Source organism: Methylophilus sp. DMC16 (assembly GCF_056314045.1).
Window position 1 is genome coordinate 1,550,401 of the sequence record NZ_JBQUZC010000001.1, and the last position, 25,746, is coordinate 1,576,146.

30 protein-coding genes are annotated in these 25,746 nt (G+C 53.6%); 11 read left to right on the plus strand and 19 right to left on the minus strand.

Annotation, left to right across the window (positions count from 1 at the left end; all coding sequences use genetic code 11):
* Positions 1-2: 2 nt before the first annotated feature.
* Genes ACT53D_RS07220 through ACT53D_RS07235 form a run of 4 tightly spaced genes read right to left on the minus strand, consistent with a single transcriptional unit; the run spans position 3 to position 3,966 of the window.
* On the minus strand, positions 3-2,195 hold the full coding sequence (locus ACT53D_RS07220; RefSeq protein ID WP_476155353.1) for a chemotaxis protein CheA: 2,193 nt from the start codon (positions 2,193-2,195) through the stop codon (positions 3-5).
* A gap of 25 nt (positions 2,196-2,220) precedes the next feature.
* Positions 2,221-2,544: an STAS domain-containing protein gene (locus ACT53D_RS07225; protein WP_379077291.1), complete on the minus strand. Its 324-nt coding sequence runs from the start codon at positions 2,542-2,544 to the stop codon at positions 2,221-2,223.
* A gap of 49 nt (positions 2,545-2,593) precedes the next feature.
* Positions 2,594-2,962, minus strand: coding sequence for a response regulator (locus tag ACT53D_RS07230; protein ID WP_194747259.1), 369 nt, complete (start codon positions 2,960-2,962; stop codon positions 2,594-2,596).
* 26 nt (positions 2,963-2,988) lie between these two features.
* Complete coding sequence (locus ACT53D_RS07235; RefSeq protein WP_476155355.1) at positions 2,989-3,966, minus strand: methyl-accepting chemotaxis protein; 978 nt, start codon at positions 3,964-3,966, stop codon at positions 2,989-2,991.
* A 256-nt stretch (positions 3,967-4,222) separates the two neighbouring features.
* Between ACT53D_RS07235 and ACT53D_RS07240 the strand changes: the two genes are divergently transcribed.
* Positions 4,223-6,286: a putative bifunctional diguanylate cyclase/phosphodiesterase gene (locus tag ACT53D_RS07240; protein WP_476155357.1), complete on the plus strand. Its 2,064-nt coding sequence runs from the start codon at positions 4,223-4,225 to the stop codon at positions 6,284-6,286.
* A gap of 107 nt (positions 6,287-6,393) precedes the next feature.
* Here ACT53D_RS07240 and ACT53D_RS07245 read toward each other — a convergent pair whose 3' ends face one another.
* The 14 genes from ACT53D_RS07245 to nifB are packed head-to-tail and all read right to left on the minus strand — an operon-like array spanning position 6,394 to position 14,962.
* A complete protein-coding gene (locus ACT53D_RS07245) occupies positions 6,394-6,624 on the minus strand; it encodes a zinc ribbon domain-containing protein (RefSeq protein ID WP_379077282.1) in 231 nt (76 codons plus the stop codon).
* Between the two features lie 10 nt (positions 6,625-6,634).
* Positions 6,635-7,507: an SIR2 family protein gene (locus ACT53D_RS07250; RefSeq protein ID WP_476155360.1), complete on the minus strand. Its 873-nt coding sequence runs from the start codon at positions 7,505-7,507 to the stop codon at positions 6,635-6,637.
* Between the two features lie 34 nt (positions 7,508-7,541).
* A complete protein-coding gene (locus tag ACT53D_RS07255; protein ID WP_476155362.1) occupies positions 7,542-8,723 on the minus strand; it encodes a DegT/DnrJ/EryC1/StrS family aminotransferase in 1,182 nt (393 codons plus the stop codon).
* A gap of 1 nt (position 8,724) precedes the next feature.
* Positions 8,725-8,991, minus strand: a complete 267-nt coding sequence (locus ACT53D_RS07260; RefSeq protein WP_194747268.1) for a hypothetical protein — start codon at positions 8,989-8,991, stop codon at positions 8,725-8,727.
* Between the two features lie 11 nt (positions 8,992-9,002).
* Positions 9,003-9,209: a putative nitrogen fixation protein NifT gene (gene nifT / locus ACT53D_RS07265; RefSeq protein WP_194747269.1), complete on the minus strand. Its 207-nt coding sequence runs from the start codon at positions 9,207-9,209 to the stop codon at positions 9,003-9,005.
* A 21-nt stretch (positions 9,210-9,230) separates the two neighbouring features.
* The gene (locus ACT53D_RS07270; RefSeq protein ID WP_476155364.1) at positions 9,231-10,397 is read right to left on the minus strand and encodes a cysteine desulfurase family protein; all 1,167 of its coding nucleotides are present in this window, start codon (positions 10,395-10,397) and stop codon (positions 9,231-9,233) included.
* Positions 10,394-10,735, minus strand: coding sequence for a DUF3024 domain-containing protein (locus ACT53D_RS07275; protein WP_194747271.1), 342 nt, complete (start codon positions 10,733-10,735; stop codon positions 10,394-10,396). The genes ACT53D_RS07270 and ACT53D_RS07275 overlap by 4 nt, the downstream gene beginning before the upstream one ends.
* 17 nt (positions 10,736-10,752) lie before the next feature.
* A complete protein-coding gene (locus ACT53D_RS07280; protein WP_476155367.1) occupies positions 10,753-11,037 on the minus strand; it encodes a nitrogen fixation protein NifZ in 285 nt (94 codons plus the stop codon).
* On the minus strand, positions 11,034-11,375 hold the full coding sequence (locus tag ACT53D_RS07285) for a nitrogen fixation protein NifZ (protein WP_194747273.1): 342 nt from the start codon (positions 11,373-11,375) through the stop codon (positions 11,034-11,036). Before ACT53D_RS07285 ends, ACT53D_RS07280 begins: the two co-directional genes overlap by 4 nt.
* Positions 11,353-12,213, minus strand: coding sequence for a 4Fe4S-binding leucine-rich repeat protein (locus ACT53D_RS07290; RefSeq protein ID WP_476155369.1), 861 nt, complete (start codon positions 12,211-12,213; stop codon positions 11,353-11,355). The genes ACT53D_RS07285 and ACT53D_RS07290 overlap by 23 nt, the downstream gene beginning before the upstream one ends.
* On the minus strand, positions 12,206-12,727 hold the full coding sequence (locus ACT53D_RS07295; protein ID WP_476155371.1) for a hypothetical protein: 522 nt from the start codon (positions 12,725-12,727) through the stop codon (positions 12,206-12,208). Before ACT53D_RS07295 ends, ACT53D_RS07290 begins: the two co-directional genes overlap by 8 nt.
* Positions 12,728-12,753: 26 nt before the next feature.
* Complete coding sequence (locus ACT53D_RS07300; RefSeq protein ID WP_194747275.1) at positions 12,754-13,146, minus strand: HesB/IscA family protein; 393 nt, start codon at positions 13,144-13,146, stop codon at positions 12,754-12,756.
* A 13-nt stretch (positions 13,147-13,159) separates the two neighbouring features.
* Positions 13,160-13,378: a 4Fe-4S binding protein gene (locus ACT53D_RS07305; RefSeq protein WP_194747276.1), complete on the minus strand. Its 219-nt coding sequence runs from the start codon at positions 13,376-13,378 to the stop codon at positions 13,160-13,162.
* Positions 13,379-13,402: 24 nt separating this feature from the next.
* Positions 13,403-14,962 carry a nitrogenase cofactor biosynthesis protein NifB gene (gene nifB, locus ACT53D_RS07310; RefSeq protein WP_476155374.1) on the minus strand — a complete coding sequence of 520 codons (1,560 nt, stop codon included), beginning with the start codon at positions 14,960-14,962 and terminating at the stop codon, positions 13,403-13,405.
* Positions 14,963-15,271: 309 nt separating this feature from the next.
* Here nifB and ACT53D_RS07315 point away from each other — a divergent pair, with 309 nt between their 5' ends.
* The 3 genes from ACT53D_RS07315 (at position 15,272) to ACT53D_RS07325 (ending at position 16,641) form a co-directional block, all read left to right on the plus strand.
* Positions 15,272-15,523: a hypothetical protein gene (locus ACT53D_RS07315; protein ID WP_476155376.1), complete on the plus strand. Its 252-nt coding sequence runs from the start codon at positions 15,272-15,274 to the stop codon at positions 15,521-15,523.
* Positions 15,524-15,588: 65 nt separating this feature from the next.
* On the plus strand, positions 15,589-15,954 hold the full coding sequence (locus ACT53D_RS07320; RefSeq protein WP_476155378.1) for a hypothetical protein: 366 nt from the start codon (positions 15,589-15,591) through the stop codon (positions 15,952-15,954).
* Between the two features lie 66 nt (positions 15,955-16,020).
* Positions 16,021-16,641, plus strand: a complete 621-nt coding sequence (locus tag ACT53D_RS07325) for a hypothetical protein (protein WP_476155380.1) — start codon at positions 16,021-16,023, stop codon at positions 16,639-16,641.
* An 85-nt stretch (positions 16,642-16,726) separates the two neighbouring features.
* Here ACT53D_RS07325 and nifA read toward each other — a convergent pair whose 3' ends face one another.
* Positions 16,727-18,340: a nif-specific transcriptional activator NifA gene (gene nifA, locus ACT53D_RS07330; protein WP_476155382.1), complete on the minus strand. Its 1,614-nt coding sequence runs from the start codon at positions 18,338-18,340 to the stop codon at positions 16,727-16,729.
* A 385-nt stretch (positions 18,341-18,725) separates the two neighbouring features.
* On the opposite strand from nifA, the gene ACT53D_RS07335 reads away from it, so the two are divergent.
* The 7 genes from ACT53D_RS07335 to nifE all read left to right on the plus strand — a co-directional run bounded on the left by ACT53D_RS07335 (position 18,726) and on the right by nifE (position 25,738).
* Positions 18,726-19,970: an IscS subfamily cysteine desulfurase gene (locus tag ACT53D_RS07335; protein ID WP_476155384.1), complete on the plus strand. Its 1,245-nt coding sequence runs from the start codon at positions 18,726-18,728 to the stop codon at positions 19,968-19,970.
* A 10-nt stretch (positions 19,971-19,980) separates the two neighbouring features.
* A complete protein-coding gene (gene iscU, locus ACT53D_RS07340; protein ID WP_476155386.1) occupies positions 19,981-20,400 on the plus strand; it encodes a Fe-S cluster assembly scaffold IscU in 420 nt (139 codons plus the stop codon).
* 9 nt (positions 20,401-20,409) lie between these two features.
* Positions 20,410-20,772, plus strand: coding sequence for an iron-sulfur cluster insertion protein ErpA (gene erpA, locus ACT53D_RS07345; RefSeq protein ID WP_476155388.1), 363 nt, complete (start codon positions 20,410-20,412; stop codon positions 20,770-20,772).
* Positions 20,773-20,788: 16 nt separating this feature from the next.
* Entirely contained in the window at positions 20,789-21,112 is a 324-nt protein-coding gene (gene iscA / locus ACT53D_RS07350) for an iron-sulfur cluster assembly protein IscA (RefSeq protein WP_275357062.1), read from the plus strand.
* 46 nt (positions 21,113-21,158) lie between these two features.
* Positions 21,159-23,033, plus strand: a complete 1,875-nt coding sequence (gene hscA / locus ACT53D_RS07355) for a Fe-S protein assembly chaperone HscA (protein ID WP_476155390.1) — start codon at positions 21,159-21,161, stop codon at positions 23,031-23,033.
* Positions 23,030-23,368, plus strand: coding sequence for an ISC system 2Fe-2S type ferredoxin (fdx, locus tag ACT53D_RS07360; RefSeq protein WP_379077240.1), 339 nt, complete (start codon positions 23,030-23,032; stop codon positions 23,366-23,368). The genes hscA and fdx overlap by 4 nt, the downstream gene beginning before the upstream one ends.
* A 939-nt stretch (positions 23,369-24,307) precedes the next feature.
* Positions 24,308-25,738 carry a nitrogenase iron-molybdenum cofactor biosynthesis protein NifE gene (nifE, locus tag ACT53D_RS07365; protein WP_476155392.1) on the plus strand — a complete coding sequence of 477 codons (1,431 nt, stop codon included), beginning with the start codon at positions 24,308-24,310 and terminating at the stop codon, positions 25,736-25,738.
* The last annotated feature ends 8 nt before the right edge of the window (positions 25,739-25,746 follow it).

The following is a 25,746-nucleotide window of genomic DNA, read 5'->3' on the forward strand; positions in this document are numbered from 1 at the left end:
ACTTAACTGTCCAGAAGCGCCTGCTCTTTTATGCTTTCCATATTGGCCAGTTGCATCATTCGCGGCACATCCAATACCAGTGCCACGCTGCCTGAGCCAAGAATGGTGAAGCCGCCTATCCCTTTTACGTTCTCAAACACCTTACCCAGGGGTTTAATCACGGTCTGGAATTCACCAATCAACTTATCCACCACTAATCCTATTTTTTGGTTTGCATACTGCATCACAACGATGTTTTGCCGTGCAGGAGGCTCACCTTTACATTCGAACTCATCCCTGAGTTTGAGGTAAGGCAACACCTCGCCCCGCAGGTTAATAAAGTTTCTTTGATCATTGACAGAGGATTCATAATCCGCTGCAGAAAGCTCAATACATTCCACCACCATATCGAGTGGGACCACGTAAGAAGAGTCGGCCACGCCCACGAGAAAGCCATCAATAATGGCGAGTGTCAGTGGCAGGCGGATGCTCATGGTGCAACCCAAGCCAGGCCGCGACTGGATATCAATGGTGCCGCGCAGAGCCTGAATATTACGTTTGACCACATCCATGCCCACCCCGCGGCCAGACAGGTTGCTGACGGCGTCTGCGGTAGAAAAGCCTGCTTCAAAAATCAGGTTATAAATGTCTTTGTCACTGAGTGACTGCTCAGGACTGACCAAACCTTTGTCTATGGCTTTGGCCAGAATCTTGTCGCGGTTAAGGCCCGCGCCATCATCACTGACTTCAATCACGATGCTGCCTGAGTCGTGGAAAGCATTGAGTTTGAGCGTGCCATAAGCGGGTTTGCCTTTGGCGACACGCACCTCGGCTGATTCAATGCCGTGGTCCATGGAGTTGCGTACCAGATGCGTGAGTGGATCACTGATTTTCTCCACCACGGTTTTATCGAGTTCGGTTTCTTCGCCACTGATCTCCAGGCGGATATCTTTACCCAGCTCTTTGCTGACATCACGTACCACACGGTTAAAGCGGCTAAAGGTGGCGCCGATTTGCACCATACGCAAGGCCAGTGCTGAGTCACGCACTTGCTCCACCAGCGTAGAGATATTGGAAGTGGCTTCATTCATGGCGCTATCACCGATCTTATTGGAAATCAGTGTGGCGCCGGCCCCTGCAATAATCAGTTCGCCCACCAGATTGATCAGCTCATCCAGCTTGTTGGCATCAATGCGGATATAGTTGGATTCGGCATTTTTGGTTTCTTTGACCTGACGCTGTTTTTCCAGCGCCGCATTGACCACCGCGGGTTGCACCAGTTGCTCATTGACCAGTGTCTGGCCGATGGGCTGCTTGTAGCCAGTTGCAGGGTTGGCCTGTTTGGCAAGCGCCGCCTCCAGCTCATTGGGCGTCAGTGTGCCGCACTTGAGTAAAATCTCACCCAGTTTCATGTCTTCATTGGAGAGGCGGTCGATCAAGTCGATATAGTGCTGAATCTGCCCATGCGGCGGCAGGATATGAATCTCGCAATCATCACGCACAAAATCAAAAATACCTTCGATCTCGACTTTGCTGGCCTGGCTTTCGTAACTGATTTCAAAACCCAGAAAGCAGCTCTCGGCATCCATCTCTTCGAGTGCGGGCAGGGCTTGCGTCAGGGTGACCATGTGCACAATGCGGCCCATGGTATTCATGTAACGCAAGAAGCTGAACGGATCCATGCCACTGCGGAAGGTATCCGGACCGAAGCGCAAGGAGAGATGCCAGCAACCGGTTTCTGCGGTGTCCATACTTTCTACCGCGCCTGGCTCGGCGGCGGTGACAGTCGCAACTGGCAACTCAGCCACGGCTTTGGCCGTCTGCTTTGCTTCCAGGTAAACATTGAGCCGGTGAATCAAACTGTCGTTGACCACCAGGGTGTCGGCATCTGGGGTAGTGCCTTCGGCCACATGATCAATCAGCTTGCTGATAAAGTCGCCCACTTCAAGAAACAGGGCCACGATCTCTTCAGTGACTTCAATTTCACCATTCCGCACTTTATCCAGCACGCTTTCAGCCACATGGGTGAAGCTGATGATAAAGTCCAAGCCAAACAAGCCGGCCGAGCCTTTAATGGTGTGGGCCGCACGGAAGATGGCATTAATCTTTTCTTCGTCTCCGGGATTCTGTTCCAGCGTCAGCAGCGCTTCTTCCATCTGCTGTAGCAAATCACGGCTTTCAATGATGTAAATCTGCAGGGATTCATCTAGTTGCATCTTGTTTCCTCCTTAAATAGTGGTCTCAAGCGGCAACTTCTGTCAGCACCTGGGTGATGCCAAAAAAGCCAGCGGTGTCAGAGAGCTCAATCAAATCCATGACCGCATCACTGGGGTTTGCAAGTTGGAAATCCACGCCATGTGAGAGTGCATGCAAGCGGATTGCCATCAAAATTTGTAGACCAGCCGCATCGACTTCGTCCACCTCGGCCAACTCAAGATGCAAAGGCAAGGTCTTGCTGAGCTCCGTCTTCACCTGGGCCATAGTCTCTGCTGCGTTATAAATATTTAGTTCACCACTAAAGGTCAGCGCACAACGCGCTTCATTGGTATCAATCATGACTGGCATACTGGAACTCCCTGAGATAGAAAATCGACGGATGGCTAAGGGTGATGCGCTATGGCAACACCAGCTTGGACACGGCGTTCAACAATTGTGGCGGTTGGAAAGGTTTCACCATCCATGCCTTGGCGCCCCCAGCCTGACCCTGCATTTTTTTCTCTTCGGCGCTCTCGGTGGTGAGCATGATCACTGGTGTGAATTTGTAGGCGGGGATTTGCTTGCTGGCTTTGAGGAACTCAAGGCCGTTCATATTGGGCATGTTCACATCACTAATGATGAGGTGGATTTTTTGCCCGTTTAACTTGGTCAGTGCGTCCTTGCCGTCTTCGGCTTCAATCACATCGTAACCGGCGCCTTTGAGAGCGGTGCCAACTACGGATCGCAAAGAAGAAGAGTCATCTACAATAAGTATGGTTTTTGCCATGGCTAATTCCTTATTATCTAAAGCGTTTAAAAGAAAGTGATGTCATCTGCATCGTTGCTGGTGCTGGCCGGTGGCGCGGCACTCGCAGTGAAAGATTTTTTGCTGGCAGCAACAGCTGGTCTGGAGCGCTTGTCGTGGATCTGGGTTTGCTCACGCATGGTGTAAGTGGACTTCAATTGTTTTAACCATTCATCAACACTGCCCAGTCCGTTCACATCGTCCACGCGCTGATTCAGTTTTTCGATATCCTGCTGAACGTGGCTTAGCATTTGACTGACACGGTCCTGAAACTGCAATGAAAACAACACTTGATCAATCTCTTGTGCCACATGCTGGCTTTCTTTAACCATCTGCTGACTCTCTGCGACCACTTCATTCGCGGTATGGCCAAATTTATCCAGCACGGTATTCACAATCTGTTCGGCCTCAACCAGGGTTTGCGCATCTTTCTTTTCAAACTCTTTTGAAACTTGCGATACATTTTTAATCGCTTGCGACACACGATTCACGGTTTCAGAAATATGCGAGCCGGTACGGCCGGCATCTGAGGACAGTCTTTTCACTGCATCGGCCACCACAGCAAACCCGCGGCCGCGCTCACCGACACGCGCTGCTTCAATCGCAGCGTTGACAGCGACCATCCCGGTTTCCTTGGCGATGCGAGTGACAATATCTGCCATATCCAACAGTTCTTTGGTATAACTGGATAAAGTTGAAACGGCCTCTAGCAGCGTCTGCTTTTCTTCGATGCTGTTTTTGAGCAAGGCAATCACCATGGCTAACTGATCCTGGCTTAAATTGAGCAATTCAAGCAATTGCGCATTACTCTGCGATTGTCCATGGCTGGTGACCGCACGGACGCTTTGCGACAATCCTGCAAACTTGGCACTTAACTCATCAATCGAGCTACTGGTCAGTGTTTTTGCAGCATGGATCTGATCTGCCCATAGTGGCAGCACCGATTGGCACAACTGCTGTAATTCCTCATTGTGAAATTCAGGCATATCATTGCTGCTCGCGGTGTGATCGTAATAATTTTGCATTCATGGGATCCTTACAGTAGTGCCAATGAAATTACATTTGTCTAGCTCAATTTTAAGAGACTGACGGATGCGTTAATCCTCTAATAAGCGTGGGTTTATTTATCCTAATCTAATCCTAGAATCAGGCCTAAAGCCTGCGCTATTTATGGCGTTATAGAGAGACGAGCGGCGCATAACCGCCAACGTGAATTTTTCACGTTAAAACAAGGAATTAGCTATGAAAATGCAGGAACTCAACATCAAACGGACCTTGTTGAAATTCGTCTTCATTATGATTATCAGCATTACCTTGACCGTTGGCTGTCTGATCTGGATGACGCATAAAACCTACTTCTCACGCGGCGTGATCATGAATACCTTGATCCCGAATATGGAGGCGCTGAACGAGGTCAGAACAGAAACCCTGATGCTGATTGCCGATGTACGAGAGTCGCTCAGAACGCAGGATTTATATGAGCGCAATCACGTCCTGCCAGAAATATTGAACAAACTCCATGTGCTGACTAACAAGGTGGAGCAGTTGAAACAACTCCCTGCAATCAACTCGCAAAATGCCAGTTTGATTGACGAAATAGAGAGCAACTTCCATCTGTTTAAAGACGAACTCAACCAGTTACTCATCCAGCAACCGGCTGATAAGTCAGAAGCCTCAGTGACAACACGATTTACACCTCTGTTTCATGCCGGGAAAGCGACCATAGACAGCGTGGACACCGCACTGGCCGGGAATCTTTCGCAAACCTGGCAAGAGTTCAAGTCACTGGAATATCTTGAATTTACCAATATCGGTATTTATCTGGCCAGCATGCTGCTCCTGCTGGCCGTGTTGTATTTTGCGGGCAAAAAAACCTATGCAAAGATTCTGGTGGTATTGGGGTCAGAGCCAAATGAGTTTATAGGTGTGATTAATGGTTTGCTGGAAGGCAAGCAAACGCCGCCACAACAAGTGCAAGAAAACAGTCTGATGTTCCAACTGCAGCAGTCCTTGCTGTTTGACAGGGAAACCGGAGTGCTGAATAAACTGGGCTTTTTGCACCATTACCCGCAGCGATTCTCCGCAGACCAACCCGTCGTTGCGACCCTGATCAGGGTACAGTCACTCGAAGAGCTGTCAGAGTTTATTGGACCTGCCAGCACCACTGAACTATTGAACCAGTTTTTGGCACGGCTACAAGAAAGAGTCGTGTCAAATAGCATGATTGCACGCGTCGCCTATTCGAGTTTTCTATGGGTCAGAGAAGAATGCGGGGATGATAAAAAGCTGGTGACCGAAATTGAAACACTGATTGCACGCCTGCAAGCCCCTTATTCGCTTGGCATACGCGCCATCAAGATCAAGACCTTTGCCGGGATCATGAAGCTGCCGCAAGATACTGAAAACTTCAAGCTATTGATTCCCTACACGACGCTGACAGCAACCAAGGCGGAAAAAACACTCCAGCAGTACCTGTTTTTTGCCCCGGGTTTTTTACAAGAGTCTCTTGACTATATTGAAATGGAAGCCGCACTGTCACATGCGCTTGAAAACAAGGAATTTGAAATCTACCTGCAACCGCAAGTGGATATTCGCGACAACCGGATTGCCGGTGCCGAGGCCTTGATCCGCTGGAAACATCCGCTCAAAGGCTTTATCCCGCCAGATAAATTTATTCCTGTGGCTGAACGCAACGGGCAGATTCTGGAGATAGGTGACTGGATTTTGAATCAAGGCATCGCTTATGCCGTCGAAATCAATCAGAACCGACTTGACATGATCCCGATTGCAATCAATTTGTCTTCGCACCAGATTCAGGCGCCGCAGTTTTTTGACAGCTTGCAACAAAAATTAAGCCATTGGCAGTGCGATCCGGCCTGGATCAAACTGGAGATCACAGAATCTGTGCTGTTGGAGAAGAGTGAAGAAGTACTAAAAACCCTGTTACAGATCGCATCACTGGGCATTACAGTTTCGCTGGATGACTTTGGGACAGGCTACTCATCACTGAGCTATCTAACCAAATACCCAATCAGCCAGATCAAGATAGATCGTGCCTTTATGAACGACATTCCCTTACATCTGGACAATACCGAGCTGGTGAAGGCCATCGTCAAACTGGCCGAAATTCTGCACTTTGAAGTAGTGGCAGAAGGCATAGAGTCTCTGGAGCAGTTAAACTTTTTGAACACCACTTCGTGCAAGTTCGTGCAAGGCTATTACTTTTATAAACCCATGCCTTACAGTAACTTCAAGACACTGGTGACTGTCCCCAGCAGCCCCACTGAGTCAGTATTGCTCAAGTAAAACTCATTCCGTGAAGGTACTCTGGATACTAAGAAAAACTGTTAACGCGCGCGCCCTTTGCGAAGCTTATATAGAGCGTCGGTCAGGTTTACCCTAGGCATGGCGCATCACAGCTTTTTTCTTTCGGCAGCAGCGTAGTTGCTGAAGTGCCCTTCGCGCTTGGCTTGCGCCCTGGCGCTGGCGATGATGCCAGCGGTTTTGCCGGGTTCAGCCAGTCTGGACACTTGTTTTTGCAGCGTACCACCGCAATGCGGGCAGGCGGGCGCACTGGTATTGAGTTTGAGCAACAGCTCTTGAGTTTTGCCACATTGGCTACACTGAAAATCGTACAAGGGCATGGCGGGCTCCTCAGGCAGCGACCAGCGGTTGCGCCAGCTCGGCGGTTTGCAGCCAGTGCACAAAATCAGCCAGCGGCAGGTCGATACGGCGTATCTGCTGTTCGGCCAGAAATTTTTCTTCCATGCGAGTCAGCGGCCCGGCAATTACTGCCCAGTGCTGCGCCGAAGAGCGTTTCATAATCTGTCTGGCATAGGTGCGGGTGAGTTGGTGGTTAAATCGGCATCCCATAAACAGAAAGTGCGCGCCATGGCGCAGCTCCTGCACGCGAGGCGGGATCGGCGTCTGGATGTCGATTTCGGTCAGGACCTCGACATAGTCAGAATCGGAAATAATATAGTTTTGTGCGGGCTGGTTGCTGCCCAGCGGCTGATAAAGCACGGTGGTCCAGGCATCGGCTTCGCTGGCTTCTATGCTGTTGCCATCGGGCTCGACATAGTGCACCCATTGCCCGAGGTGCTCGGATTGTGACACGCCCTGTATCATGCCCCAGTTGTGCTGCCCGGCCAGCGCCTGTGCCATGGCATTGCTATACCAGCTATCCACCACCAGCAGCGGCTTCTTGGGCAAAGCGGCCAGAAAGCGGTGCAAGGCATTGGGGCTGGCCCCGGCGGCATAGGCCTCCGTCATCAGGTTGACCAGTGTTTTTCGGTGCTTGAAGTTCTCGATAAACTGGGCAGCGGCGGTCAGATTGTTGCGGATTTTGTGTGGCACGCTGACCTTGGTGGTGAGCATGGCCACCAGCGCTTCCGGCGTGGCGGGCACCTGGCAGGTGGTCGGCGCAAGTTCCAGCACGGCAGGCCCAAGATAGGGAATCACACTGCCTGCGTTCAGGCTTTGACGGATGGCTTGCAGTTCGCTTTCTGGCAGTGGTTGCGTAGGCATGTTGTATTCCTTGTGATGACGAAGTCTTGCAGGATTAGAGATAAATGGCCGCACCGGCGCCGACATTGATGGAGGCGTCCTTGGCGGTTTTGACGATAAAGGCAATCTGGTCTTCGCTGAGCCCGCCATGAAAAGGCAGTGCAATGGCGCGGTCTGCCACTTTTTCGGTGACCAGCAGATGCCCTTTGCGCATGCCGTAGTGCTCGACATAGGCACGTTGCAAATGCAGGGGTCTGCAGTAGGCTGCAGCCTCCACCAGTTCGGTGGACATGTCTTCGACCATGGCATCACGGCTACTGGCTGAAAAACGGGTGCCCAGATGCACGCAGTACAGCATCCAGTGCACCTCATCGACGCCGGGGGCGATATAAGGCGGTTTGATGCCCTCAAAACTGGAGATCTGTGCCTGATACCAGGCTTCGACTAGTTTGCGTTTGGCCAGTATCTCCGGCAGACGTTGCAGCTGAATCAGCCCCAATGCAGCCGTGAGCTCGCTGATACCGGCATCCAGCGGTGGCCGCAGGCTGGCACTGAGCGAGGCCTGGTCGTCATGGCCATGCTGACGATAATGCCTGAGCTTGAGCGCCAGCGTGTCATCATCGGTGACGATCATGGCGGCCTTGCCACAGCAGAGGGCAGACGGCTGGCTGAAATCAAACACCGCCACATCGCCAAAGCTGCCGGTGAGCTGTCCATGATAACGTGAACCGATAGATTCGCTGGCATCTTCTATCAGCAACCATTGCTGGGCACGTGCCAGGGTGCGCAAAGCTTGCCAGTCTGCCGGATGACCATTGGTATTATTCACCAGCAGTGCCTTGACCCTGGCCTGTGGTGCCCGCTGCAAGGCAGCTTCAATCTTGTCTGCTGCCAGGGTTTGCGACCAGTAATCGATCTCGCTCAACACCGGTTGCGCCCCGCTCCAGTGGATGGCATGCGCCAGATGACGCCAGCTATACGAGGGCGCAATGACGCTGTCGCCACTGCCTATGCCGGCCGCCCGCAGCACCAGCAGGCAGGCAATGGTGCTGCTGCTAACGGCAATGGCATGCTTGCGCCCCTGCCAGCTGGCAAAAGCCTGTTCAAACGCCGGGACAAGCGGACCTGTACTTTGTGCATTGCGCTGCAAGACCATGGCCAACGCAGCAGCCTCGGCTTCGCCATAATCGGCGCTGCTCAAGGTGATGGCACTGCCCGCATAATCCTGGTCGGCCATGTCAGGCATCCCGCTGGGTGAGTACGATGCCGGTGGCATGCTCGAGCTGACGGGTCAGTTTGACACAGTGCTCGCGGGTATCCAGCAAATACAGGTTGAAATCACTCAGGCGACAGTATGGCGCTTCATCCATATCGCGCTCGGCCATGCGCAGAAAGCTGATGTCCGGATAGCACTCGCGCAACATGGTCAGCGGGTTGCTGGTCACAGTACGAAAATCGCCCAGCGCCGTCACAATCTCGTTCAGGGTTTGTTCAGCAATACACATTCTGTTCTCCTTTACTCACCGATGCGTTTCGCTTCTACCGTCACCGGCAGACGAGTATCGGCGGCCATTTCCGGCAAACTCAGCAGCCAGCCATTGGCCAGCTTGACGCTGCCGCCCCACAACTCTGGCTTTTCCTGTTCGACAATCGGCTCTTCCAGATCCTTTTTCGGGACATAGAGCGACAAGCCCTGTTCGGTACGGCGTATCATCACTTTCATCGTGTTTCCTTTCAAATGGGGTTAGGCGGCCTGTTGCAGTTGCAACTGTCTGACGCTGGTGACCACAGCCGCCAGTAACTGCTGCATGTCTGCGGCGGTATGGTGTATGCCCAGCGAAAAACGCAATGAGCACAAGGCTTGTTGCTCGCTGCGGCCCATGGCCAGCAGCACATGCGAAGGCTGATTGCCGCCTGCGCTACAGGCACTGCCACGCGAGGCAAGCACCCCCTGTTTCTCCAGTCGCAACAGCAAGGCCTCGCCATTGAGGTCTTTACTCGAGTCCGCACTTAACCCTGCAAAACACAGATGGCTGGTATTGGCCACCCTGGGGCCGCCGCCATTGACCTCGACGGCAGGCAGTGCCCGCAGCACGGCCTGCTCAAACTGGTCACGCAAGGCCGCCATGCGGCTGGCATGGGTGGCAATGTCTCCGCCCAGCACATCGCAGGCGGTGGCCAGCCCGACAATACCGGGCAGGTTTTCGGTGCCACCGCGGCGGTGACGTTCCTGATTGCCCCACAGCATGGGTTGCAGACTCAGGTCTTTTTTCACATAGAGCACACCTGTGCCTTTAGCGGCATACAGTTTGTGCGCAGAAAACCCGAGCAAATCACATCCCAGTGCGGCGATGTCCAACGCTAGCTTGCCTGCGCTTTGCGCCGCATCGACATGCATGAGCGCGCCATGGCGGTGCGCAATCTCGGCCACCTCGGCCACGGGGAAAATCACCCCGGTTTCATGGTTGGCATGCATGAGGCTGACCAGAGCAGTGTGCGGCCCCACCGCTGCCAGCAACTCCGGCATGGACAATTGTCCCTGTGCATCAACGCCAATTTCCACCACTTCCACGCCCTGTTTTGCCAGCTGTGCCAGCAGTAATCGGGTGGAGGTATGCTCCACTGCACTGGTGACAATCTGCCGCCGCTCGGGCCGGGCGGCCAGTGCCGCCTGAATGGCCAGATGGTTGGATTCGGTCGCGCCACTGGTAAACACCACCTCGGCCGGGTTGGCCTGCAAAAAAGCCGCCACGCTGGCGCGCGCATTGACCAGTGCCTCGCGCGCCTGGCGCCCCAGCGGATGACTGCTGGACGGGTTGCCATAGTGCGTACTAAGCCAGGGCAGCATGGCCTCCACCACTTGCGGTAGCGGCTGCGTGGTTGCGTTATGGTCCAGATATAGCCATTTCATCGCCAGAACTCCCGATTCACATCTGCAATCAGCACATCCAGCAAGCTGGACAAACTGTGAAACTCCGCATGCGCGCGCCAGCATTGCCTGACATCATCCTTGCGATACAGGCGCCAGAAATCACCGGACTGGTATTCAATGCGGGCAATATCAATCTCGCCGCCCTGCGGGTCTACTGTGCGCGAACAGCACGGACTGCGCACCAGATAACCGTCGGTACAGGGCGTGACCGTGGCCGCCACGTATTTGTAGCGGCTGCGCCCAGCGAGCAGTTTTTCGATGCGCAGGCGATCCACCGCGTTGGGGTGTGGACACAGAGAGGTGACCGGCATTGCCATCACTGTGTGCTGGCCCCTTACACCGGGGCCAGCTCCTCTTCGAGCACGCCGATGACCTTACCATCGGCAAACTCCACCAAGTAGACCGGGAGGCCACTGTCTTCCACCATGCCAACATTGACCACCTCGCCGCGCGCCCCGGCCTCGGCCAGCAAGGCGGCTTCGGCGAGGTCGGGATAACTGCCATCATTGAGCAAGTCCACCAGAGTCATCACCGGCTGCCCCCACTGAAAGCGCGGCGTACGCGGCTCCCTGAGATTAAACCCGGCCAGACTGGCGCCTGCGTTTACGACTTCAGTCATGTTGATGCCTCCTCTGTCTGTTGCGCGGCCTCATCGGCCAGCAGGTCTTCATCGTCATCTTCTGGCGCATCGGCTTCCAGCTCCTTGCCACGCATGCCGACGCGGTAACCCAGCTCGTAAAAATCCACACCATAGATATAAAACTGCTGCAAAAACGTGCCTATGCTGGTGACATAGCCGACATCGCCTTTTTTAACCAGAATCTCCCCGACCTCTTTGCCAGGGAAAGTGCCATCGTTGCGCACATATTTTTTCGAGCGCACCTTTTGCCCATAGTCAAACCGGGGCGGATTCACCAGTTCGACGACATCACTGTCACGTACGATATTGGTCGCCATGGACACTCTCCTTAGGTTCATTCGGGTGGGACGGGACAGGGGCTTGCAGATTCGGATATAACCTGGCGACAGCCGCCATCGCCACCGCCTCATCGCTATCGCGGCTCATGTCTGCTAAAAACTCGGGCGCAATGCGCAACACCACTTCAAAACGAATGCGCCAGTCGTCATCCAGCCGGAATGCAGGCAACATCGCGACCGGCAAGCGGCGAATAGCCGTCAAACGGACTTCCTGCGCACTATCATTTGCCAGTAAAGGCAGCCAGTCCATGCCGATACGTTCCGCCACTTCGCGGCGTACCGAGGCATCGGCATCGTGCATCAGATAAAACAGCTGTGTGGGGGCAATGCGGCGTGCCACGATCACACGCACGTAATAATCGCTGTCATACAACAGACTGCCCAGTTCAGATTCGGGTAAGCGCAAAGCCACCCGGATGCGAACTTCACGGTCAGGGTCATAGATGAGTTTGTGCAACAAATGTGACGGCAAGCGCAAAGCAACGCTGGCACGTACGGTTTCATCCACATCACTGACCAGGCGGTTCAGGTGAAAAACATCCAGAAACTTGGCCGCCACTGCCCGCACTTCAAAATAGGGGTGGTCAATATAGCGCACGGCCAATGCCGGATGCTGGCTAAAAAAGCGGTCTATGCGTTTGGCATAGCGGTCATGCACACAACTGCGCATCAACTGGCATAGCCCCTGCGCATTTAATTCCGCATGCTCACACCCAGCACATGACAAGGCGTTACCCTGCCAGTCAACCGCAGGCAAATCACTGTCCATCCAGTGTCTTTCTGCCTGCAAGCGATCCATAGATCCGGGCTCAATCATCCTCAGCCTCCCGGTCTGCCCGATCCAGCACATCCAGTAGCAACTGACCGCCCACTTTGTTGGCCGGATCCAGCTGCATCAGTTTTTCTGCCGCCTCCCGTCCAGCCTGCAACCGCTGTAGCCGCATCAGCAAATAGGCATAAGCCTTGAGACAAAATAGATAAAAGCGGTGGGCGGGTTCATCACTTTCAAACTGACCATGTTGCGGACTGACAAGCCGCCAACTGAGCGGAAAACCGAGCTCCAACGCGGTCATTGCCATGCATTGCTCGGCCACCCGCAGCGCCTCCTGCAACCGGGCCTGATAGAAATAAAAACGGTATTCCGCTACCTTGACGGCAGGATTGTGGGGCGCCATCATGCGCGCCATGACCAGATGCGTTTCGGCCCGGCTGCTGTCGGCGTAGTGAATGCTGGCCAATCGGAGTTGCTCGCTAGCCACAGCAGGCAAGTCGCGGTAGCGCTCGGCAAACCAGCTGTTTTCCAGCACTTCCGGTTTAAAGTCAGCATCCATGGCCGCACCCTACCCGCTGACAATCCTCAGGATTTCCGCTGGATACTGGAGATACTGACTGTCGCCGGGCCGCCATGGCTGGCATGGTCGCCATGACCACCGCCACTGCTGCCACAACCGCAGCTACCGCTGTTAGGCGTCAAAAAGGTCAGGCCAGACTCCATCGGGCTATCCATAAAGTCCACCACGGCACCATCCAGTAACATGCGCGATTCAGCCGGTAAAAACAGGCGTACGCCGCTGGCCTCAACAATGGCATCCCCGGCAAAAGGCGCGGCCTCCACGCTAAACTCAGAGCTCAGGCCAGAACAGCCACCAGGGCTAACTACCAGCCGAAAACCGTGCTGGTCTGTGCCGCCGTTAAAACGAATCATGCGGCTGATAAACTTTTCTGCCTTGGGGGTGATCGTCAGTTCCATATCGGTTCTCCGTTTATGCCTGATAACGCGGATAGGCATTATCAATAATGCAGGTGTTGTCTACCGGGCACGCAGCCACACACTGTGCTTCATCAAAATGGCCGATACACTCGGTACATTTTTCCGGCTTGATCATGAACACGCCATTTTTTTCATAAATGGCCTGGTTAGGGCACTCCGGCTCGCAGGCTGAACAGCCTGTGCATTGGGAAGTTACAATTTTGTATGCCATGTGAGGTCTCCTTTACTGTATGGCTCAGGCTGCTTTAAATGCGCCTTGTCGAATCGCAGCATCGCCGCGTGGAATATGGGTAATTTCGCCGCTGGCAACGCGGGCACGGTAACCGGCAAACCAGCCCAAAGCGGCTTTTTCAATAAACTCGTGGGCGTATTCCTCCACCGGCTCTATGCCTGCCGCCAACAATTCATCGCGGGGGCAAGCACCGATTTTCGACACCAGCACGGCATGGCAGTCATTAATCGCATTGACGATGGAGGGCAATTGCTCATCCTCGCCATAGCCGCCCTGGCAATACAAATCTACCCGGCGGTGACCGACAAACGTGGTTGAACTGGCTGTGAGTTCGTAAATCTGGAACTCGTCGGCATGGCCAAAATGCTGGTTGACCTTGCCGCCACCAGTGGTTGCCACTGCCACCAGCACTTTCATGCCATCATCAGCGCCCTGCTCGGCCAGTGCCGATTGCTTAGCCGCATGCTGGGCCTGTCGCTCGGCTTCGACTTGTTCCTGGTAAGCGCGGCGTTTCTCGATGTCGTACACCACGTCCATCTGCTCAATCTGGTCCAGGGTAAACTCATCACTGCGGTCTTCACCCAGCAAGCCCACCGCATCGGCGCGGCACTGACGGCAATGCCGCATCAGGTTAGCGCCGCCCATACAGGCATCCTGCACATCCTTGAGCTCCTGCGCAGTTGGCCCGCGCTGGCCATTGAGGCCAAAGTAAGTGCCATGCTCAGCCTCTGAGATCAGCGGCATGATGTTATGCAAGAAAGCACCACGCGCTTTCACCGCACGGTTCACCTTATACAGGTGCTCGTCGTTGATGCCGGGAATCAGCACCGAGTTGATTTTGGTGAGAATGCCACGCGCAGTCAGCATCTCCAGGCCCAGCATTTGCCGCTCGGTCAAAATCTCGGCGGCTTCGCGACCGTAAATGCGCTTGTGGTTGTAAAAAATCCAGGGATAAATCTGCGCACCCACATCCGGATCTACCATATTGATGGTGATGGTGACGTGGTCCACATTGTATTTGGCAATCTCGTCCACATAGTCCGGCAACGCCAGCCCGTTGGTTGAGAGACACAACTTGATGTCCGGTGCCTGCTCCTGCAACTGGCGGAAAGTCTCAAAGGTCTTGGCCGGGTTAGCCAATGCATCCCCAGGCCCGGCAATGCCCAGCACCGTCATCTGCGGAATCTCGCTCGCCACTGCCAGCACTTTTTTCACTGCCTGGTCCGGCGTCAGCTTTTGCGACACCACACCGGGGCGGGATTCGTTAGAACAGTCATACTTGCGGTTGCAATAATTGCACTGGATATTGCAAGCCGGCGCCACCGCCACATGCATGCGCGCATAATGGTGATGGGCTTCCTCGGAATAGCACGGGTGATTTTTAACCTTATCCCAGATTTCCGCAGGCATATCCCCCTGACCATCGGAGGAGCCGCAACTGGCTTTGCCTTCGCCACCAGTCGTACTACAACCGGAAGCCGCCTGACCAGCAACCTCCACCTTAATGCCGGGTAAGGGACGCAAGCGACTTGTGCTCGCTGGGCTTTCTGCCGAAATTGCCATTGCATGCTCCTCAATATGAATTTACAAGGAGTATTGCAATTCGCATGCCATCTGATAGATAAAAAATAATCCATTAAAAATCAATGGATTATATGGATAATTGTGGGTGATTTGGATTGTCAGCTATGTGACAAAGAGGGAAGATGATTGTCGGATTGCTAACAGCGTTAAGGATCAAAACTCAGATGATTGCAACCGACCTATCGACTCTTGCCGACCTTTTCACAACTATGGAATTGTCACAACCAAACTATCCTAATGGAATGATGATTAACTTATAATCATTTTTTTCACGTTAGGAAATTTCACATGCGAACTCAAAAAGGTATTTTTGTTCCCCTCCCTGAAGGATATCAAGCAAATGTTCACGGAAGAACAAAAATGTTTGATGCATCAATTACAGGTTTATATATCACGTATGATTTGCGTAGGGCTTGGATTAATTATGCGGGGCCTGATGCGGATAAATGCTACGACGTCATTGAAATTCCCTGTGATCCAGATGTTCTTCGGGATCTCGCAGCAAAACTAGAAGAGTTGGCAAGGGTTGTTGAAAACTAATCCTACCCAATCATTCAAGGGTACATGCTAAAGCTTGCCCTTTAATTCAGAAGTTAGGAATCGCTATGCAGCATAACAAACTCACTATCGAAATCCTTACGGAAGACAGGGACCTACTCACTGCTCTTCAAAACGAGAAGTTTGACGATGTAAGACTAATGACAAGGGCTTTCACTTGTGATTCTGCTGATTGGATTCCGCCAGTTGAGAGAGTCCTCACATATATTGTCGAAACGTCTAATACCGTCGTCTGGTCTCTTTTGGCTGCTTGGCTTTATGATCGATTTAAGACCAAACCACCGGAGCAAATTATCATCGACAACATAACTTTATCTACACCTCAAGAAATGGTGATAGTAATAAATAACAAGATTGAGGTTGTTGAACGAGAGCTAACAAAAATCGAAGAATCAATAGATGAAAAACACTAAATCTTTAGCAAGCTGTGCTGGCTTTAGCATAGCCTTATCTCCCCTTAATTCAGAAGTTAGGCGACTATGAGAACGATTAAAGAAATTAGTGAAGACGCGATTATTGTCGTCAAACAAGTTAGATTCTTGCAAAAATGGATATCCTTTTCGCATGGTCGCGTCACTTTCGTAATGCTCCTACTTGGCATTTGCTTGATTGGTATCCAGTATTGGTATCTGAATGATTTGCTGGCTAAAGCTCAACAGAACAGGCAAAACAAAGCCTCTAAGGTTGTTGAGCTCGTAAAAGCAAATGGCTACCAGTTCGCATTGGATGCCGTCGAGCTATGTCTGGAGGCAAAAAGAGACCAGACCAATCTTCAAAATTGGTACTGTCAGCAAGCAATTAATCAGTACAAGAATGCCTCCACAGATTGGCCTCAAGATCGAGTAAATGAGGTGTCAGAAAAGTTTGCATATGGCGCTATGAAAAGTGACCTATCTCGTTACATGCGAAGCCTTCAGGTTGACAGAGTTAGTCTTGCCCCTGCCTCAGAAGAGGAAAAGGTTCTGGAGTTGCTTCTTACCAAGACAATTGTCGCACTATGGGTTATCGTTCTTATTGCGGTCATGCTTGGTACATATCTTTTGCTTTGGATACTTCCGAATCGTCAGCGGACCACTCCTGTCGCTCGAATTGAGACATGAAGTAAAACTTCATGTTTCTTCGCCTTAGTAGCTACGCCGTTCGCCATTAATCCTAGACTGCAGTTTTCCCCCGCTGGAAAACCGATTAAAACCGCTTCACCTCAATATTGTATTTCTTCAGCGCATAGCCCATCTGCCGTGGTGTCAAGTTAAGCAACCGTGCGGCTTTGGCTTGTACCCAGCCACTTTTCTCCATCGCTTGCACCAGTTGTTCGCGCTCGGTCAGGGGCATTTCTTCAGCCGCCTCTTGCGGCGGTAACTCGACTGGGGGCGGTGGGCTGGCCGGGCTGACATTGACTGGGGCAATTGGAATTACAGTGCCTTGGGCTTGGTATTTCCACAGGGTGGAGGATAGGCAGTGGTTGGTCTGGCAAGGGATATCCACCTCGCGGATCAGGTGACTGCGCGCCATGGTGGCAAAGCGTTCAACGCAGTTTTCGAGTTCGCGCACATTGCCCGGCCAATGGCAGTTGCTGAGGACGTTCATGGCTTCTGGGGTGATACTGACGCGGGCGCTGTTTTCTTTGTTGAATTTGCCCAAAAAGTTTTCTACCAGCAAGGGAATATCATCGCGGCGCTCGCGCAAGGCAGGTAACGAGATGGAAATAACATTGATGCGGAAGTAGAGGTCGGATCGAAACTCGCCTTTGTTGACGGCTTCTTCTAAGTTACGGTTGGTGGCGCAAATGAGCCGTACATCAACCTTGATAGTTTTGTTGCCGCCAACGCGTTCCAGTTCGCGCTCCTGCAATACACGTAACAATTTGACCTGAAAGGCGGCTGAGGTATCGCCAATTTCATCCAGAAACAGCGTGCCGCCATGCGCTTGCTCAAAGCGGCCTTTGCGCTCTTGCATGGCGCCGGTAAAAGCGCCTTTTTCATGGCCGAATAGCTCGGATTCGAGCAGGCTCTCGCTGAGTGCCGCGCAATTAACCTTGATAAACGGCTTGTTTTTACGGGAGGAAAGAAAGTGGATAGAGCGTGCGATGACTTCTTTGCCGGTGCCAGACTCACCACGCAGCAACACCGTGCTATTGCCGGGAGCGGCCATATGTACATCGGCAAACACCTCGCGCATGCGTTTCGACTGGCCGATGACATTGTCTATGCTGTATTTACCGCCCAGTTCTTTTTGCAGGCGCTGACGCTCCTGCATTAACTGTTCACGGTCACTGGTGACTTGCTGGTTAAGCAATATGGTTTGCCCTATCAGGTTGGCCACCATGGTCAGCAGCTGCAAGTCTTCTTCAAACAGGCCCTGTTTATCCTCGGCAAACCGTTCAAAACTGAGGACGCCTATGGTTTCACGGCCGGTTTTAATCGGCACCCCCAAATAGGCGACGGTCATGCCATCCACCGCGCGGTGCGCACCAGTTCGATTCAAAAATAATGGCTCTTGCACCAGATCGGGAATCACGGCTGGCATGCCCATCTGGCAGATTTTGCCGGTGACGCCCTCGCCTACCTGGAAACGTGCACGCGCGACTTCTTCTTTACTAAAGCCCACAGAGGCAAGCACCTGCAAACTGTCGCCATCGTCTCGCACATAAACCATGCCGCGCTGCATGCCGAGGTGATTCGCTACCAGGTTGACCACTTGCCGCAAGGTCTTTTGCAAATCCAGCGATGAGCTAAGGATCTTGCCTATTTCATAAATCGTTACCAGTGCCACATGGCTGGAATCAGACAAAGTCGCCATCATTCACACCCGTCGATATCGTAATTAGCTTGAAATCAGCAATTTTCATGCCGAAGCAGTGCTTATTGCTTGCCTGAAACGGTAGTCTACCTCTGCAACCATCCCCAGGCGCACAGCGCGGGCCTTATGGTTTAACCATGGTTGGCTACAAATGACTTTTTTGCCGCAAGCGCCTAGCAAAACGGCATTTGCCTAAGCCGCCCCTATTCAGCGTGAATCTGACTGATTTACCGTTTGTCGCAAACATGACAAAGGCGACAATCCGGCGCATGTCTGCCATTTTTATAAAAAGATTATTTAAATCAAAAAGTTAATTCGTATTTTTAGCCTGTGGCACAGAGCTTGCTGAAACAGGGCTAACCCCCTCTTTTGTCAGGTTGATTGTATGAAACCGATATACCTTGATTACTCTGCCACCACGCCCGTCGATCCACGCGTGGCCGCAAAAATGATGATTTATCTGACTGAGCAGTTTGGCAATCCGGCCTCGCGCAGCCACCCCTACGGCTGGGAAGCTGAAGCCGCTGTTGAGGAAGCACGTGGCCAGGTGGCTGCGCTGGTCAATGCCGACCCGCGTGAAATTGTCTGGACCTCGGGCGCGACAGAATCTAACAACCTAGCGATTAAAGGCGCGGCGCAGTTTTATGCCAGCGGCAAGGGCAAGCACATCATTACCGTCGCTACCGAACACAAGGCGGTGCTGGATACCGTGCGCGAGCTGGAGCGTCAAGGCTTTAGCGCCACCTATTTGTCTCCGCTAGAAAATGGCCTGGTCGATATTGAAGCCTTCAAGGCGGCCATCCGGCCCGATACCGTGCTGGCCTCAGTCATGCTGGTGAATAACGAAATCGGCGTGATTCAGGACATTGCCACGCTGGGCGCAATTTGCCGTGAAAACAATGTGATTTTTCATGTGGATGCAGCCCAGGCGACCGGCAAGGTGGAGATCGACCTGAAAGCATTACCGGTAGATTTGATGAGCTTTTCCGCCCACAAAACCTATGGCCCCAAAGGCATTGGCGCCTTGTATATCAGCCGCAAACCACGTGTACGGCTGGAGGCGCAAATGCATGGCGGCGGCCATGAGCGCGGTTTCCGCTCCGGCACCTTGCCGGTACACCAGATTGTCGGCATGGGCGAAGCATTCCGCATTGCCAGGGCTGAAATGGCAGAAGAAAACGCCCGCGTCCGCTTGCTGCGTGACCGCCTGTGGGCAGGCCTGTCACAGATTGAGGAGTCTTACCTCAATGGCGATTTACAGCAGCGTGTACCGCACAACCTCAATGTCAGCTTTAACTACGTTGAGGGTGAGTCGCTGATGATGGCGATCAAGGAACTGGCTGTGTCTAGCGGCTCCGCATGTACCTCGGCCAGCCTGGAGCCTTCGTATGTGTTGCGCGCCATTGGCCGTGAAGACGAACTGGCCCATAGCTCTATCCGCTTTTCGATTGGCCGGTATACCACCGAGCAGGACGTGGACTTTGCCATTGCGCTCATCGGTGCCAAGATCGGCAAACTGCGAGAACTCTCGCCGTTGTGGGAGATGGTGAAGTCCGGCATTGATTTATCTTCCGTGAGCTGGGTGCACGGCACCGAATCGCACCGCGAACCCAGCGCGGCGGCTGTTTAAGGAGACACATATGGCTTATAGCGACAAGGTCATCGACCATTATGAAAACCCGCGCAATGTTGGCAGTTTTGACCAGAATGCCGAGGATGTGGGCACAGGCATGGTGGGCGCACCGGCCTGCGGCGACGTCATGAAGCTGCAAATCAAGGTCAATGCCGAGGGGGTAATTGAGGATGCCAAATTCAAAACCTATGGCTGTGGCTCGGCCATTGCCTCGTCCTCGCTGGTGACCGAGATGCTCAAGGGCAAAACCCTGGATCAGGCCATGGACATCAAGAACAGCCATATTGCCGATGAACTGGCCTTGCCACCGGTAAAAATCCACTGTTCGGTATTGGCCGAAGATGCCATCCGCGCCGCCATTTCCGATTATCGCAACAAAAACGGGCTGGAACAGGGCGAATACGACGCCTGCCAGCCCCACGCCTAGGAGCCCGACATGACTGAAGCCGTTTTGAGTGAAGAAATTGTATCGACCCCGATTATTTTTACCGACAATGCCGCCGGCAAGGTGAGCGAAATGCTGGCAGAAGAAGGTGACCCCAGCCTCAAGCTGCGTGTGTACGTGACCGGTGGCGGCTGTTCCGGTTTTCAGTACAGCTTTGCCTTTGATGACCAGGTCGCCGAAGATGACATGGTGGTGGAAAAAGCCGGGGTATCGCTGCTGGTAGATGCCATGAGTTTTCAATACATGATGGGCGCCACCATAGACTATCAGGAAGGCCTGGAAGGCGCGCGCTTTGTCATTACCAACCCTAACGCCACCTCCACCTGTGGGTGTGGCAGCTCGTTCTCGGTATAAACCACAGGAGTCGAACATGACTGTTACTCTCACCCCCAGCGCCGCCGGGCGTGTACAAAAATTCCTGGAAAGCCGCGGCAAGGGCCTGGGCCTGCGCGTCGGTGTTAAAACTTCGGGCTGCTCCGGCATGGCCTACACGCTGGAATTTGTGGATGAAGCGCGTGAAGAAGACCAGATTTTTGAAAGCCATGGCATCAAGGTGCTGGTAGACCCAACCAGCCTGGTCTATCTCGATGGCACCGAACTGGACTACACCAAAGAAGGCCTCAACGAAGGCTTTAAGTTTAGCAACCCCAATGCCAAGGCCAACTGTGGCTGCGGCGAGAGTTTCAGCGTTTAAGTTTCACAGCGGGGCATGCCCGCGCAGCGTATCCTGAGGAGTGACTATGGCACTGTTGCAAATTGCAGAACCGGGGCAAAGTGCAGCGCCCCACCAGCACAGACTGGCGGTCGGTATTGACCTCGGCACCACCAACTCGCTGGTGGCCACCGTGCGCAGTGGCGAATGTGTGGCACTGGCCGATGACCATGGTCGCCACCTGCTGCCTTCGGTGGTGCGCTATCAGGTGGCTGAGACCACCGTGGGCTGGGAGGCCAAGTTTGCCGCCGCCAGTGACCCGCGCAACACCATCGTCTCGGTCAAGCGCCTGATGGGACGTGGCCTGCAAGACATACAACACCTGGGGCAGTTGCCTTATCGCCTGGTAGATAGCCCGGGCATGGTCAAACTGGAAACCGTGGCCGGGGTGCGCAGCCCGGTCGAAATTTCTGCCGACATCCTCAAAGTGTTGCGTGCACGCGCCGAACACAGCCTGGGCGGTGAACTCACCGGCGCCGTGATTACTGTCCCTGCCTATTTTGACGATGCCCAGCGTCAGGCCACCAAGGACGCCGCCACACTGGCCGGTATCAATGTCTTGCGCCTGCTTAACGAGCCGACTGCCGCCGCCATTGCTTACGGGCTGGATAACGCCGCCGAAGGCGTGTATTGCGTCTACGACCTCGGTGGCGGCACCTTTGATTTTTCTATCCTGCGCTTGAACCGTGGCGTATTTGAGGTACTGGCCACCAGTGGTGATTCAGCCCTGGGCGGCGATTATTTTGACCTCGCCATCTACCAGTGGCTGTGTAGCACATTGCAATTGCACACGTTAGACGCTGCTGACATGCGCAGCCTGCTCAATGAATGCCGTCAGGCCAAAGAGCGCCTGACCAGCCAGGGCAGCACCGAACTCCGTTGCAGCCTGTCCAGCCACGGCGACATCCACGCCATCCTCAGCCGCGAACTGTTTTTTGAGCTGAGCCAGCCTCTGCTGGCCAAAACCTTTAGTCCGGTGCGCCGTGCACTGCGTGATGCAGGCTTGCAAACAAACGACATTCAGGGTGTGGTGCTGGTCGGTGGCGCCACCCGCATGCCGCAACTGCGGCAAGCCGTGGCCGATTTTTTCAAACAGCCACCGCTCACCAACCTCGACCCCGACCAGGTGGTGGCGCTCGGTGCCGCCATGCAAGCCAATGCGCTGGCAGGCAACCGCTCAGACCAGGAATGGCTGCTGCTGGATGTCATCCCGCTGTCGCTGGGCATGGAAACCATGGGCGGCCTCAGCGAAAAAATCATCCCGCGCAACGCCACCCTGCCCACGGCACGCGCGCAGGATTTCACCACCTTTAAAGACGGCCAGACCGCCATGAGCTTTCATGTGGTTCAGGGCGAACGCGAACTGGTGGCCGAATGCCGCTCGCTGGCCCGCTTCGAACTGCGCGGCATCCCGCCCATGGTAGCCGGCGCCGCCCGTATCCGCGTCACCTTCCAGGTCGATGCCGACGGCCTGCTCTCGGTCTCTGCCATAGAGCAAACCAGCGGCGTCGCTGCGCAAATCAGCATCAAGCCCTCCTACGGCCTGAGCGAAGACGAGATCACCCGCCTGCTGCGTGCGGGTGTCGATCACGCCGAACACGACAAGCGCATGCGCGCCTTGCGCGAAGCCCAGGTGGAAGCCAGACGCTTGCTGGACGCCACCGAAACCGCCATGGCCGAAGACGGCCACAACCTGCTCAGCAAAGCAGAATGGGACCATATCTGGCAACATATTTACGCGCTGGCGGAAACCCTGATCATGGGTGACAGCAACAAAGTCGAAGACCTACGCCATGCCACCGAAGCCCTCAACAATGCCTCCGCCAGCTTTGCCGCACGCCGCATGGACCAAAGCATACAGCAGGCACTCACAGGCCAGCATCTGGAAAGCCTGACCGTATGACCCAACTCACCATCCTCCCCCACCCCGAACTCTGCCCGCAAGGTATGCAGATTGAAGCCAAACCAGGCAAAGTGTTGTGCGACACCCTGCTCAATGCAGGCATCGCACTTGAACATGCCTGCGACGGCGTGTGTGCCTGTAGCACCTGCCATGTGATCATCCAGCAGGGTAATGCCAGCCTGGCAGCTGCCAGTGATGAGGAAGAAGACCAGTTGGATAAAGCCTGGGGATTAACGCCGCAATCAAGGCTGGCGTGCCAGGTGAAGATAGGCAGTGAAGCGTTGACGATTGCTTTACCGAAATATAGTTTGAACCATGCCAGAGAGATGGATTGAGGACTTTTGCTGTTTAAGCTGGATGACGGTGTAAAAACGTTATTCTGCTGACTGTTTAATTGATTATCGTAGCTTTAGGGAGGCATGGATGCCCACGCGGATGATTGATTTTTGTTTGTAATGTTCTTTTTCGCCTCTCGGCGAGTCACTTTCTGGTGCTTGTCCCCCAGAAAGTAACCAAAGAGGACGACACCCAGCCATCACGGCCTACGGCTCCCTTGCGTTGCTCGACAAAGTGGGCGGCCATCGAAACTCGCCCTGACAAGCCACACACTTCGTGGCTTGTTGCGGAACTCGAACAGCCGATGGCCGACATCCCCCACTTCGTCTGTGCTACTCAGCGTGATGGGATGGGACTCATCTCGCCTAACTCACACTGGTAAAGTTTGAACCGTTCAAAAAAATAATTCTTTTGTTAAATCCTATGATGCTGGCACTCGCATGGTTTTCGGGGTCCCCATCTGCCGCGCCGAGTAGCGCAGGCAAAATAAGGTGAAGCGAGCGGCTGTCCGAATCCCGCGGTAGCCTGCGCAGTGTGCAGGCTACTAGGATGAGTTCTGCGAGCGCTTATGCCTAAGTCCGGTAAAGCAACGGACGAAAGTCCTAAACCGAGCAACGCAGGAAACAAGCGGAAGTTGGGGTGCACTTTCTTTTGGTTACTTTATCTTTGTGCAAGCAAAGAAAAGTACCTCGCCGAGGGGCGAAAACTATCAATGCTTTAATCCTCGATTGATCTAATCCAACATCATCGCATCCGCGTGGGCATCCATGCCCACCCTACAACATGCCATCTATCCCCACACCGATTGTCGCATTTGTCTGCTTTCCGACATTCAATCACTTCAAATAATGTTGTTTAAATTCATACAGTTAAAACACATACACAGCGTGGCACACTCCTTGCAATAACCACAACAAGAACTCCACAGGTGTCTTGTCATGGTAAGTTTGAACGAAAAAATTCAGGACGTGTTTAATGAACCCGGCTGCGATAAAAATCAGGCCAAGGATGAAAAAGCACGCAAGAAAGGTTGCACCAAGCAATTGACGCCTGGCGCTGCCGCCGGTGGTTGCGCGTTTGATGGTGCCAAGATCGCCTTGCAGCCGATTACCGATGTCGCTCATCTGGTACATGGGCCGATTGCCTGTGAAGGTAACTCCTGGGATAACCGTGGCGCCAAGTCCTCTGATTCCAGTCTCTATAGAACTGGCTTTACCACCGACATGAACGAACTGGATGTGATTTATGGTGGTGAAAAACGGTTGTTCAAGGCGATTAAAGAAATCATCACCAAATATGACCCGCCTGCGGTGTTTGTTTACCAGACCTGCGTGCCTGCACTGACCGGCGATGACATTGAGGCTGTGTGCAAGAAAGCCAGTGAGAAATTTGGCAAGCCGGTGATCCCGGTGAATTCGCCAGGCTTTGCCGGGCCGAAAAACCTGGGCAACAAGCTGGCGGGTGAAGCATTGCTGGCGCATGTGATTGGCACACAAGAGCCTGATTACACCACGCCGTATGACATCAACATCATTGGTGAATACAACCTGGCCGGTGAGTTATGGCAGGTCAAACCGCTGCTGGATGAATTGGGCATCCGCGTGCTGGCCTGTATTTCCGGCGATGCCAAATACCAGGAGGTGGCGCAGTCGCACCGGGCCAAGGCGGCGATGATGGTGTGTTCCAAGGCCATGATCAATGTGGCGCGCAAGATGGAAGAGCGTTATGGCATTCCGTTTTTTGAAGGTTCGTTTTACGGCATTGGCGACATGAGCGACAGCTTGCGCCAGATTGCCCACCTGCTGATACAGCAAGGTGCAGATGCCGAGTTGATGACGCGTACCGAAGCAGTGATTACGCGTGAAGAAACCCGCGCCTGGGCGGCGATAGCCGACTACAAATTGCGCCTGAGTGGCAAGCGCGTGTTGCTGATTACCGGCGGCGTCAAATCCTGGTCTGTGGTGTCAGCCTTACAGGAAGCAGGCATGGAGGTGGTGGGCACCAGCGTCAAAAAATCCACCGAGGAAGACAAGGAAAAGATCAAGGAAATCATGGGCGAGGATGCCCACATGATAGACGACATGCGGCCACGCGATATGTATGCCATGCTCAAGGAAGCAAAGGCCGACATCATGCTCTCGGGTGGGCGCAGCCAGTTTGTGGCGCTCAAGGCCAAAATGCCGTGGCTGGATATTAACCAGGAACGTCACCATGCGTATGCGGGCTATGTGGGCATGGTGGAACTGGTCAAAAACATCACGCAATCGCTGTATCACCCGGTGTGGCAACAGGTGCGGCAACCAGCGCCGTGGGAAACGGCGGTCAGCAGCGATGAGCCGCCACTGACCAGCGGCGACATCGCGGCCTGAAGGGAGCA